We start from the raw sequence: 11,555 nt of genomic DNA, 5'->3' as shown, positions 1-11,555 counted from the left end.
GTGTCGCATGTCACCGGTCGCCGGGCGTGCGATGTCCGGCAAATCTAAGCTTTTGCCCAGAAAGTCACCCAAAACACGGGGAGAACCCACATGCCAGGCGCCATCTACGCCGAAGGTCTGGTGAAGACCTTCGGCGACGTAAGGGCTCTGGACGGCGTCGATCTGGACGTCCCGGAAGGCACCGTCCTCGGCCTCCTCGGGCCGAACGGCGCCGGGAAGACCACCGCGGTCCGCTGCCTGACGACGCTCCTCACCCCGGACAGCGGCAAGGCGGTCGTCGCGGGCATCGACGTGCTCAAGCAGCCGAACGAGGTGCGGCGCTCGATCGGCCTCTCCGGCCAGTTCGCCGCCGTGGACGAGTATCTGACGGGCCGTGAGAACCTCCAGATGGTCGGCCAGCTCTACCAGATGAAGGCCAAGGAGGCGAAGGTCAGGGCGGGCGAGCTGCTCGACCGGTTCAACCTCGCCGACGCCGCGGACCGCCCCTCCAAGACGTACTCGGGAGGCATGCGCCGCCGCCTCGACCTCGCGGCCGCCCTCGTCGTCTCCCCGCCCGTGATGTTCATGGACGAGCCGACCACCGGCCTCGACCCGCGCAACCGCCAGGCGCTGTGGGAGGTCATCCAGGAGCTCGTCTCGGGCGGCACCACCCTGCTCCTCACCACCCAGTACCTCGAAGAGGCCGACCACCTGGCGCACGACATCTGCGTCGTCGACCACGGCCGCGTCATCGCCCGCGGCACCTCCGACCAGCTCAAGGCCCAGACCGGCGGCGAGCGCGTCGAGGTCGTCGTGCACGACCGCGACCGCATCCCCGCCGCCTCCGAGGTGCTGCGCGGCTTCGGCAAGGGCGAGGTCGCCGTCGCCGAGCACACCCGCAAGCTGACGGTGCCCGTCACCGGCGGCGCCAAGCTGCTCGCCGAGGTCATCCGCGAGCTGGACGCCCGCGGCATCGAGATCGACGACATCGGCCTGCGCCGCCCCACCCTCGACGACGTGTTCATCTCCCTCACCGGCCATGTCGCCGAGCAGGCGGACGAGGGCCAGGAGGAGGACGCGGACGCCGCGCCGCGGCAGGAGCGCACGAAGGAGGCCGACAAGTGAGCACCGTCTCCGACGCCGTCCGCACGGCGGGCGCCAGGCCCGCCGGCGGCATCGGCCAGTCCGTCAGGGACTCCCTGGTCGTCGCCAAGCGCAACCTCATCAGGATGACCAGGATCCCCGAGATGATCCTCTTCGGGATCATCCAGCCGGTGATGTTCGTGGTCCTGTTCACGTACGTCTTCGGCGGCTCCATCAACATCCCGGGGGCGCCCTCGGGCAGCGCGAGCGCCTACAAGGAATTCCTGATGGCGGGCATCTTCGCGCAGACCGTCACCTTCGCGACCGCCGGCGCGGGCGCCGGCATCGCCGACGACATGCACAAGGGCCTCATCGACCGCTTCCGCTCGCTGCCCATGGCACGCGGTGCGGTCCTGACCGGCCGCACCATCGCCGACCTGGTGCAGACGGCCGTGACGCTCGCCGTGCTGGCCGTGGTGGCCCTGCTCGTCGGCTGGCGCGCCCACGAGAACATGGGCAAGGTGCTGGCCGGCTTCGCCCTGCTCCTCCTGCTCGGCTACGCGTTCACCTGGATCGGCGCGCTGATCGGCCTGTCCGTGCGCACCCCGGAGGCGGCGACCTCGGGCGGCCTGATCTGGCTGTTCCCGCTGACTTTCATCTCGAACGCGTTCGTCCCGGTCGACGGCATGCCGAAGTTCCTCCAGTACGTCGCCGAATGGAACCCCTTCAGCGCCACGGTGGCGGCGGCCCGCGAGCTGTTCGGCAACACGATCGAGGGAGTCCCGAAGTCGGTGACCGGCGCCTGGCCGATGGAGCACCCGGTCTGGGCCTCGCTGATCTGGTCCGTGCTGATCATCGTGGTGTTCCGCACCCTCGCCGTCCGCACGTACCGCTCGGCCACGGCCTGAGACGCGACGAGGCCCCCGGCACGGTGTGCCGGGGGCCTCGTCGCCGAAGCGGTGTGAGGGCTCAGCCCTGGTACGGCTTGGCCTCGAGGATCTTGACGGAGGCGAACTTGCCGTTCGGCAGCTCGTACTCCGCGTTCTCGCCGATCTTCTTGCCGTTCACGCCGGTGCCCAGCGGGGACTGCGGTGAATACGTCTCGATGTCGTCGCTCGCGTACTCACGAGAGGCGAGCAGGAACGTCGTGGTGTCGTCCTCGTCGCCGTCGAAGGCGATGGTGACGACCATGCCGGGCTCCACGATGCCGTCGTCGGCGGGCGCCTCGCCGACCCGGGCGGTCTCCAGGAGCTGGGTGAGCTGGCGGACGCGGAGCTCCTGCTTGCCCTGCTCCTCCTTGGCCGCGTGGTACCCGCCGTTCTCGCGCAGGTCGCCCTCCTCACGCGCGGCCGCGATCTTCGCTGCGATCTCGGTGCGCGCGGGACCAGACAGGTACTCAAGCTCGTCCTTGAGCTTGTTGTACGCCTCCTGGGTCAGCCAGGTGACGTTCTCGCTGGTCTGGGTCACAGGTGCTCCTCGTAGGTACTGGGAATACAAAGCATCGCCCTACCCAGAAGGATGTTCCCTCACGGGTGGGCGAAACCACGAGCCTAACAATTCAGGCGGAGAAGGGGGAGGACATAAGCCATCAGATTTGCGTCAACGCAGGTGAGCGCGGTAAAGCCACCACGAGGGCGGTCAGTCCGAGTGACAGCCCAGCAGCTCGATGCTGGTGGCCCTCTCCTTCGTACGCAGCGTGACGACCTTGTCGATACGGCCCGTGGACTGGTCGAACCGGAAGTCCGCCCGGCCGACCTCGGCGCCGGACTCGGCCTGCGACCGCAGGGTGCAGTAGCCCTTGGCGTCGGCGTCCTTGCGCACTTCGAGGTGCGCCTCGACGGCGCTGTCCGAGACGACGTCGAACTTGATGACCTCGGCGCTCAGTTTCGTACCGTTGATGTAGTCGTAGCCGAACCAGCCGACGAGGCCCAGCAGGAGCACGCCGAGCACGGAGCCGACGATCTTCAGCTTGCGGTCGGCGGCCGCGTCGGCCGAGCGTGCGCGGCCGTACCGCCCCTCGGGAATCCCGCCGGGCCGTCCCTCGGGGAGCTTCGAGCCCACCGCCGCCATGATCGTCCTCCAGGAACAGGGGATGCCGGAATTTTCCGCCCCCCGGTTCCGTCACTATAGAAGCCGCCGAAAGCGCCAATGCACACAGGGGCGCCCGATTACCGAGGATCGAGTCTTGACTGAGCAGCTGCGACTGATGGCCGTTCACGCCCACCCCGACGACGAGTCGAGCAAGGGCGCGGCCACCATGGCCAAGTACGTGTCCGAGGGGGTGGACGTCCTCGTCGTGACCTGCACGGGCGGGGAGCGCGGCGACATCCTCAACCCCAAGCTCCAGGGCGACACGTACATCCAGGAGCACATCCACGAGGTGCGCAAGAAGGAGATGGACGAGGCGCGCGAGATCCTCGGCGTCAAGCAGGAGTGGCTGGGCTTCGTCGACTCCGGGCTGCCCGAGGGCGACCCGCTGCCGCCGCTGCCGGAGGGCTGCTTCGCCCTGGAGGACGTCGACAAGGCGGCCGGTGAGCTCGTCCGCCAGATCCGTTCGTTCCGCCCGCAGGTCATCACGACCTACGACGAGAACGGCGGATACCCGCACCCCGACCACATCATGACCCACAAGATCACGATGGTGGCCTTCGAGGGCGCGGCGGACGCGGAGAAGTACCCCGAGAGCGAGTTCGGCCCGGTCTTCCAGCCGCAGAAGCTCTACTACAACCAGGGCTTCAACCGGCCGCGCACCGAGGCGCTGCACCACGCCATGATCGAGCGCGGCATGGAGTCGCCGTACGGGGACTGGCTCAAGCGCTGGGACGAGTTCGAGCGCGTCGAGCGCACGCTGACCACGCACGTCCCGTGCGCCGACTTCTACGAGATCCGTGACAAGGCGCTGATCGCGCACGCCACGCAGATCGACCCCGAGGGCGGCTGGTTCCGGGTGCCGATGGAGCTCCAGAAGGAGGTCTGGCCCACGGAGGAGTACGAGCTCGCGAAGTCGCTCGTCGATACTTCCCTCCCCGAGGACGACCTCTTTGCGGGCATCCGCGACAATGCCTAGCGTGAACGTACATCTGGCAATGACGCATCTCGTCCCTCTTGCCAAGGAGGTCGACGACGACAAGGTGACTCCCGGCGTTCTGGGCTTCATCGTCTTCGCGGTGATGGCCCTGGCCGTCTGGGGCCTGATGAAGTCGATGAACCGCCACATGGGCAAGGTCGACTTCAAGGAGAAGGAGCCGGTCGGCGCGACGGCCGGCGGCGACGCCGACCGCGCGGCGGACGAGCGCACCGGCGAGAAGTAGCGGCCTCGGGGCCGTCCTCCGGCGCCAGGGCAAGGGGCCTCCCGCCCGTGAGCGGGATCGAGCCCTCACCCTGGCGTCCCCGTGTGCGGCCCGGGCCCGGGTGCCGCCGTGCCCTCAGCGGGGCTGGGGCACCTCCACCCCCATCACCTCCCGCGCGTGCCGGTTCGGCACCATGCCGAGGCGCCAGGCCTGCCAGCCCGCCTCCAGGTCCGCGCCGCGCTCCAGGACGAGCGCGTACGCCTGGACGTAGTCGGCGAGCTTGCCGTCGCGGGTCGGGTGGTCCTCGCGGTCCAGCTGGGCCAACTCCTCCTGGGCCACCGCCGTGCCGATCTCCCAGCCGCCGGGGGACGCGTACGGCAGCAGCGTGCAGCGCAGGAAGCGGGCCCAGTCGCCGCCGCGCCGGTCGCCGTACGAGGCGAACAGGGCGATGGCCTCGTCGCACAGGGTGAGCGCCTGCTGCGCGCGGGTGTTGCCGGCGTCCACGACCACCAGCTCCAGGCACGTCCAGGCCTCGCCGTGCGCGACGCCGATGCGCTGGAAGTCCGCGCGGGCGTCCACCAGGAGCTGGCGGGCGAAGCCGGAGTTGCGCAGCGAGCCCGTCTGGGCGGCGCGCTGGTCGCGGGTCACGCGCGCCGAGTGGTGGCGCGCGCACGCCAGGCCGTACACGTCCCGCATCCGCGAGAACATCGTCCGCGCCCGCTCCAGCTCCCGCACCGCCTGGTCGAGGCTGCCGGTCTCCTCCAGGGCCTGCCCGAGGTAGTACAGGGACCAGGCCTCGCCGCGCGCGTCCTCGTTGTCGCGGTGCCGGGACACCGCCTGGCGCAGACCGTCGACGGCGGGCGACGGGTCGCCGTCCACCAGCCTCGCCCGCGCCAGCTGCGTCATCGCCCAGGCCTCGCCGCGCGGGTCGCGGGTGCGGCCGTACAGGTCGAGGGCCTCGCGCAGCTCGGCCTCCGCGCGCGGCACGTCCCCCCGGCGCAGACAGAGCTGGCCGAGCTGGAAGTGCGTCCACGCCTCGCCGTGCACCGAGCCGCTGCGGCGGTGCAGCTCCAGCGCCGTGTTCAGCATCTCCAGGGCATGCGCGAGATGGGCGCGGTCGCGCTCGACAGCCGCGAGCGCGTGCAGCGTCCAGGCGCGGTCGCCCGCGAGCTCGTCGGCGGCCTGGAGGTCGAGCGCCTCGGTGAGCCGGGCCGCCGCCTCCGTCAGATTGCCCTGGTGGTGCAGCGTGATGCCCAGCGAGCCGAGCGCGCGGGCGGCGGCCGCGTCCTGGTGGGCCTCGAAGTACAGGTCGACCACCGAGTTCAGCGTCGTGCGCGACTGGTCGAGCTCGCCGAGCTGGCGGGCCGCGATGCCGGTGCGCCACTGCACGCTGCGGCCGAGCAGGCCCTGGTCGATGGCCTGCGTCAGTTCGTTGATCTCGCCCAGGCGGTAGAGGTCGCCGCGCAGCAGGCAGTAGTCGCACAGCGCGCCCAGGAGGTTGAGCACGGCCTGCTGGTCGACGCCCTCGGCGTTGCGCAGGGCGGCCGTGATGAACGTCGACTCGTCGTCCAGCCAGCGCAGCGCCGCGTCCAGGGAGGCGAAGCCGTGCGGCCCGAACTGGTCGGCGCGCGTGGACGTCTTGCCGTCGACCAGCCGGATCACCGTGTCGGCCAGCTCGCCGTAGCTGGCGATGAGCCGCTCCTGCGCCGCGGTCCGCTCGGCGGGCTCCTCCTCGTCCAGGAGCCGGGCCTGGGCGAAGGACCGCACGAGGTCGTGCAGCCGGTGGCGGCCGCCCCGCAGCTCGTCGACCAGGCCCGCGCGGGAGAGCGCGGACAGCTGGCGGGCCGCCTCCTGCTCGTCGGTGGCGAGCAGCGCGGCGGCGGCCGCCGCGCCCAGTGAGGCGCGCCCGGCCAGCGCGAGCCGCCGCAGCAGCCGCCGGGCCTGCTCGGACTGGTCGGTGTAGCGCAGCCACAGGACGCGCTCGACGGGGGCGACCTTGTCGGCGGGGCCGTAGGCGGACAGGTCGGAGGCCAGCTGCCGCGGCGTGCGCGGACCGAGCGAGGAGCCCGCGGCGCGCAGCGCCAGCGGCAGACCGCCGCACAACTGCCGTACGGCGTCCGCCGATTCGGCGTCGTAGGGCCCGGAGAGGTCCTCGGCGCTCTCGCGCAGCAGTTCCTCCGCGCCCGCCTCGTCCAGCGCCTCGACCGGCAGCAGATGCACCCAGGCAGGAAGGTCCGCGGGCAGTGCGAGGGGCTCGCGGGTGGTGACGACGACGAGGCTGTCGGAGCGCTCGGGGATCAGCGCGCGGACCTGCTCGGCGTCGCTGGCGTCGTCGAGCACGATCGTCACGGCGAGGCCCGTCAGGTACTGGTTGTACAGCTCGCTGAGCCGCTTGACCTGCTGCTCCTGCGAGGAGCGCTCCCGGAAGAGCAGTTGCTCGCGCGGGGCGCCCAACCGATTCAGCAGATGCAGCAGGGCGTCGCGCGTGGACAGCGGGCTCTCCTGCGGGGCGTCGCCGCGCAGGTCCACCACGCAGGCGCCGCGGAACTGGTCGCGCAGGTCCCGCGCGGCCCGCACCGCGAGCGAGGTACGGCCCGAGCCGGGCACGCCGTGCAGGACGACGACCGTGGGGCGGGTGTCGGTGCTGGCGCGCGCCGCGTGCACCCACTGCGCGATCCGTCCGAGCTCGGCCCTGCGGCCCGCGAACGGACCCGTGTTCTCCGGGAGTTGGGCGAAGGACTGCTCCAGCACGGAGCGCCGCCGCGCCGCCGCGCTCTTGTCGGTGCCGCGCAGCTGCGGCGCGGCCTTCTTCGCCGTCCGTGTGCCGGTCGAGGCGGCGAGCAGGCGCTGCTGGTCGAGGAAGGGCCGGATGCCGCGCACTTCGAGCGCCGTCAGCCACTGCAGTCGCAGCTGCTCGGGCCCGCCCGGCTGGCTGAGCGCCCCTGCGCGACGGCTCGCGGCCGGTACGTGAGAGGCCGTCACCTTCACGACGGTGGCCGCCGCGCCGGCCACGGCGACGATCGCGCCGGTGCCCAGGGCGGTGCCGGTGCTCGTGCCGAACGACAGGTCGGAGATGCCGGCGGCGACCGCCGCGACCACCGCCACCAGCAGGGGAGTTCCCGCGCCCTCGCGTGCGTAGCGCTGTCCGAAAGTGAGCTGACCCGCCTGTGCCTCGTCGAGCGCCCGGGTGTACGCGCCGTACTCCTCGTCGGCCGTCTGCGCCATGGCGTCCAGGGCGCCGCGCGCCCGCGAGAGCAGTACGCCGCCGTCGACGCGCCCGCCCGAACGTCGGACCTCCTCCTCCACGGCCCGTGCCAACAGCCGCTCGGCCTCGGCCCGATGGCTGTCCCGCATATGGGTTCCCCCTCCGAGAGCAACAGTTGCCTGCACTTCACAAGTGTCCTGCGTACGGGCCCGGGAAGCGAGGGCGTGCGCGGATCGGTGACCTTCCGCTCGCGCCGGTGGCCGGGCGGGGTCTCGCGGCGGCCGGGCGGGGCCTTCTCGGCGGCCGGGCGGGGCCTTCTCGCGGAAGGCCTTCTCCGTTATGGCTGGAAATAGCTGTCACCTCTGTGACGTGCCAAGTTCCCTGTTGCGCACGGTGCTTGAAGCATTAACTGTGCTTGACGTGCTCTTGGGGCCCTGTTTAAGGTCGGTCCGCAACGTCGAGTTGCAGACGTTGTGCAGCACGTTCACTCAGAGCGGGCGACGGGGGTGGCAACGTTCGGCACGCCGAGACCATTCGCTCGCATGACCACCGACGAAAGGTTAGTGAAGTGCGATCTGAATCGACTGTGACGCGACCGGATTCCGCCATCCGCCCCGAGGCGCTGGCTGCCCAGGAATTCGCGAACACCGTTCTCAGCGGTGCGGCGCCGGGCTTCCACGCCGACTGCGAGACGCCCGCCATGGCCACGCCGGCCACGCCCACCGCTGCTCAGTTCGTGATCCAGGGCAGCACGATATGCCTCGTCTGCTGAGGTAAGGACTGACCCGTTGCCGGAGAAGCCCGAATGGCCGGGCTTCTCCGGCACACGGTTCCTGCGGTGCTCGATTCGGCGGCCAGGCCTGCGACGGGGGAGACGAAGAATCCGGTGAAATGGAAGCGGTGGGGGCGGCGCGCCCCGAACGCGACTACCGTCCAGGGGAACGGGAATACCGCCCAAGAGGCGGCGGATCGCGTATTCCTGCCGATTGCGATAGGCCAGACCCTCGCGGCCGCGGAGACCTTGTTTCTCCGTGAGGAATTCGAAGAGGACGGCTATCTCCGGGGAACCTCGGCCCAGCAGTATCCGGAAGGCAGCCTGAGGAACCGGATCGGGCGCGTACTCGACCATCCGCGCACCCCCCGGGTGCTCGCGGGAGTGACCCTCGCCGCGTCGGCCGGGCTGCTGCTCGCGCGCGGCAACCGCACGGCGCAGATCGCCGCCGCGACGGTCATCGGGACGTGCAACCGGCTGAGCGAGATCCGCACCCCGTACGGCCGCGACGGCGCCGACCAGATGACGGCGGTCATCACGCAGTACCGCGCCCTGACGGCGCTGATCCCGGACCGGCGGGTCTCCGACGACCTCTTCCTGCGCGCCGTCAACTTCCAGGCCGGGCTGAGCTATGCGGTCTCCGGCATCGCCAAGGCCTTCGGCAGCAGCTGGGTACAGGGCGACGCCCTGCTGGAGGTCCTGCAGACGGAGGCGTACGGCCGGGGCCCGGCCGCGGCCGTCCTGCGCAGGTACCCGCGGCTGTGCCGCGCCCTGACCGTCGGCACGGTCGTGTGGGAGGCGTCCTTCCCGCTCGTCTACCTGCTGCCGCGCAAGCAGGCCTCCCACGCGCTCACGGCCGTCAAGGCCTTCCACGTGGGCGTGGCGACGGCCATGGAACTGCCGCGCTTCGTCTGGGGGTTCTTCGGCTCCCACGGAGCCGTCGGCTACGTCCTGGACACCCGTGGCGCGTCCCGGACGTTCGAGAAGACCGTGGTCGGCATCGCCGGCGGCGTCACCCTCGCGAGCGCGCTGATCGCCCGCGAGAAGCGGCAGATCGCCGAGCAGCGGCGGCTCGGCCCCAAGGGCGCCGCGCGGCTGGCGTACGCGGACGGCGACGTCGAGTACCGGGTGGACCGCCCCGCCGACGGGACCGCCCCGCGCGCGACCGTCGTCCTGGAGTGCGGCCTCGGACAGTCCCTCGAATCCTGGGAGTGGGTCGCGCGGAGCCTGGCGCGCCACCACACGGTCATCCGCTACCACCGGCCCGGATACGGCCTCACGACCTCGCGCGCGGCGAGCGGGGACCTCCTCGCCGCGGTGCTCGACGAGGTCGGGGCGGAGGGCGAGGTCGTGGTGGTCACGCACTCGATCGGTTCGCTGAGCGCGGCCTCCTACGTGGGGGACCGGCGCTTCGCCGACCGTGTGGACAAGCTGGTCGTCGTGGACGGCACCGACCCGGTGCTCCTGGACGAGGACCGCACGGACCGCAGACGGCTCGGCAAGTTCCTCCAGGCGCAGCTCTACACGCTGGTGGCCGCCGTCACCGGCATCTACGAATGGGCGCCCAACGCCGTGGAGCGGCAGGCGGGTTACACGCCGGACACCCAGTACAGCCACGTGCAGTTCGTGTTCTCGCCGAGGAACATCGTCAACTCGGTGCGCGAGTACCGGGGCATACGGACCGAGGACGCCGTCTCCCGCCTCGGCGCGGTCGAGTCGGTGCTGGTCGTCGCCTCGGACGAGTTCGCCGAGCAGCAGGCGGTGCTCGCCGAGAAGCTCGGGGCGAAGTTCGAGGTGGTGCACGGCTCGGCGCACCGGTCGATCATCGGGTACCAGGAGCACGCCGAGAAGGTCGAAGGCGCTATCAGAAGGTTCATGGATGCTTGCTGACCGGATCAAGGGCGGGGCGGCCACCGTCGCCGTCGGAGCGCTCGCGGCACACCTGGTCGCGACCGTCCTGCAGAACACCCCCGACTCCTACAACCAGGACCTGCGCAAGTTCACGGGCGGCTGGCCCATCCCCGGCTGGCGGTTCTTCGCGCCCAACCCAGGCGTGCAGAACGTACATCTGCTGGTGCGCGAGACCACCGGCGACGGCCCGACGCCGTGGCGGGACGTGACGCCCGTCGTGCCGCACGGGTGGACGCAGGTGCTGTACAACCCGCGCAGCCGCGGCCCCAAGGCGCTGTTCGACGCCATGCAGCAGCTGTCCGTCATGAGCGCGAACCAGGCCGACTTCGCCTGGGTCACCCGGAGCCTGCCGTACGACCTGGTGCTCGCGGCGAGCCGGGCCGCGGCGGCCGACGACGCGCAGGCCCTCCAGTTCCTGCTGATGAACGTGTTCCCCAGCGCGCCGGTGGAGCACCGCATGAAGCCGATCCTCACCTCCGAGTGGATCCCCCTCGGCACCGCCGCCCGCGCGGCCGGAGCCGCCCGGTGAACGTGGAGAAGTACGAGGGCGCGGAGCTGCACGTCCACATCACGGGCTCCATCAGCGCGGCGCTCGTGCCGTGGTGGATCCACTGGCTGCGCGAGCTCCACCCGGAGCTCGTCGTGAACGTGTCGGTGACGCCCGCCGCGTCGCGGTTCCTCGCGGTCCGCGCGCTGCGCCATCTGGCCAACGGCGCGGTGTGGGTCGACTCCTGGGACGAGCCGGACCTGCCGCCCGAGGTCAACTCGGGGAGGAGCGGCGCCTCCGAGTGCTTCCTCGTCTTCCCCGCGACCCTGGACACCGTCATGCGCCTGGCGCAGGGGCGCGCGGACTCGCCCGCCCTGCTGATGCTCCAGGTGACGGACGCGCCCATCGTGATCGCGGACACCTTTCCGGGATCGAACGAGATCGTCGAGAACAACGTGCAGACCCTCAAGCTCCGCCCGAACGTCGAGTTCGCGCCGCGGGTCAACGGCGTACGCGCGAGCAACCGGTCGACGGCCGAGGTGGGGTTCAACCTGCCGGGTGCCCTCGCCGTGGCCAACAGGATGCGGAAGGAAGGGCGCCGTGGTGAGTGACCCGAGCGTGTACGACGAGACGGCGATCGAGGCCTACGACCTGGTGTCCTCGATGCTCTCCCCGGGGGCCGGGCTCGCCGCCTGGGTGTCCTCCCACCGGCCCCTGGCCGGGCGGTCGGTCCTGGACCTGGGGTGCGGCACGGGGGTGTCCTCGTTCGCGCTCGCCGAGGCCGGCGCGCGGGTCGTGGCGGTCGACGCCTCGCGGCCGTCGCTGGAC

General features: G+C 71.2%; 12 protein-coding genes. 9 read left to right on the top strand and 3 right to left on the bottom strand.

What is annotated here, in order from left to right; translation table 11 throughout:
• Positions 1 to 90: 90 nt before the first annotated feature.
• Both AOK22_RS06910 and AOK22_RS06905 read left to right on the top strand, forming a co-directional pair.
• The gene (locus tag AOK22_RS06910) at positions 91 to 1,104 is read left to right on the top strand and encodes an ATP-binding cassette domain-containing protein (RefSeq protein WP_055697687.1); all 1,014 of its coding nucleotides are present in this window, start codon (positions 91 to 93) and stop codon (positions 1,102 to 1,104) included.
• A complete protein-coding gene (locus AOK22_RS06905; protein ID WP_055697686.1) occupies positions 1,101 to 1,970 on the top strand; it encodes an ABC transporter permease in 870 nt (289 codons plus the stop codon). The genes AOK22_RS06910 and AOK22_RS06905 overlap by 4 nt, the downstream gene beginning before the upstream one ends.
• Before the next feature lie 61 nt (positions 1,971 to 2,031).
• On the opposite strand, the gene greA is transcribed toward AOK22_RS06905, so the two are convergent.
• Positions 2,032 to 2,529, bottom strand: a complete 498-nt coding sequence (greA, locus tag AOK22_RS06900; RefSeq protein ID WP_055697685.1) for a transcription elongation factor GreA — start codon at positions 2,527 to 2,529, stop codon at positions 2,032 to 2,034.
• Positions 2,530 to 2,700: 171 nt separating this feature from the next.
• On the bottom strand, positions 2,701 to 3,123 hold the full coding sequence (locus AOK22_RS06895) for a DUF4307 domain-containing protein (protein ID WP_237773204.1): 423 nt from the start codon (positions 3,121 to 3,123) through the stop codon (positions 2,701 to 2,703).
• A 145-nt stretch (positions 3,124 to 3,268) separates the two neighbouring features.
• Here AOK22_RS06895 and mca point away from each other — a divergent pair, with 145 nt between their 5' ends.
• Positions 3,269 to 4,129, top strand: a complete 861-nt coding sequence (mca, locus tag AOK22_RS06890) for a mycothiol conjugate amidase Mca (RefSeq protein WP_055697683.1) — start codon at positions 3,269 to 3,271, stop codon at positions 4,127 to 4,129.
• A gap of 19 nt (positions 4,130 to 4,148) precedes the next feature.
• Entirely contained in the window at positions 4,149 to 4,373 is a 225-nt protein-coding gene (locus AOK22_RS06885) for a hypothetical protein (protein WP_055697682.1), read from the top strand.
• Positions 4,374 to 4,487: 114 nt separating this feature from the next.
• On the opposite strand, the gene AOK22_RS06880 is transcribed toward AOK22_RS06885, so the two are convergent.
• The gene (locus tag AOK22_RS06880; RefSeq protein WP_055697681.1) at positions 4,488 to 7,706 is read right to left on the bottom strand and encodes a tetratricopeptide repeat protein; all 3,219 of its coding nucleotides are present in this window, start codon (positions 7,704 to 7,706) and stop codon (positions 4,488 to 4,490) included.
• A gap of 437 nt (positions 7,707 to 8,143) precedes the next feature.
• On the opposite strand from AOK22_RS06880, the gene AOK22_RS06875 reads away from it, so the two are divergent.
• The 5 genes from AOK22_RS06875 to AOK22_RS06855 form a co-directional block, all read left to right on the top strand.
• Positions 8,144 to 8,329 (top strand): cypemycin family RiPP, encoded by a 186-nt coding sequence (locus AOK22_RS06875; RefSeq protein WP_055697680.1) that lies wholly within the window; start codon positions 8,144 to 8,146, stop codon positions 8,327 to 8,329.
• A gap of 249 nt (positions 8,330 to 8,578) precedes the next feature.
• Positions 8,579 to 10,219 (top strand): alpha/beta fold hydrolase, encoded by a 1,641-nt coding sequence (locus tag AOK22_RS06870; protein WP_244164707.1) that lies wholly within the window; start codon positions 8,579 to 8,581, stop codon positions 10,217 to 10,219.
• A complete protein-coding gene (locus tag AOK22_RS06865) occupies positions 10,209 to 10,769 on the top strand; it encodes a hypothetical protein (protein WP_055697679.1) in 561 nt (186 codons plus the stop codon). Before AOK22_RS06870 ends, AOK22_RS06865 begins: the two co-directional genes overlap by 11 nt.
• Complete coding sequence (locus tag AOK22_RS06860; protein WP_055697678.1) at positions 10,766 to 11,338, top strand: CypD family RiPP peptide-cysteine decarboxylase; 573 nt, start codon at positions 10,766 to 10,768, stop codon at positions 11,336 to 11,338. Before AOK22_RS06865 ends, AOK22_RS06860 begins: the two co-directional genes overlap by 4 nt.
• On the top strand, positions 11,331 to 11,555 hold a 225-nt coding region (locus tag AOK22_RS06855; protein ID WP_157872189.1), incomplete at its 3' end, for a class I SAM-dependent methyltransferase. The genes AOK22_RS06860 and AOK22_RS06855, both read left to right, overlap by 8 nt.

The organism is Streptomyces silaceus (assembly GCF_001419745.1).
Classification (GTDB): Bacteria; Actinomycetota; Actinomycetes; order Streptomycetales; family Streptomycetaceae; genus Streptomyces; species Streptomyces silaceus.
This window is presented reverse-complemented; position numbering and strand designations above follow the sequence as displayed.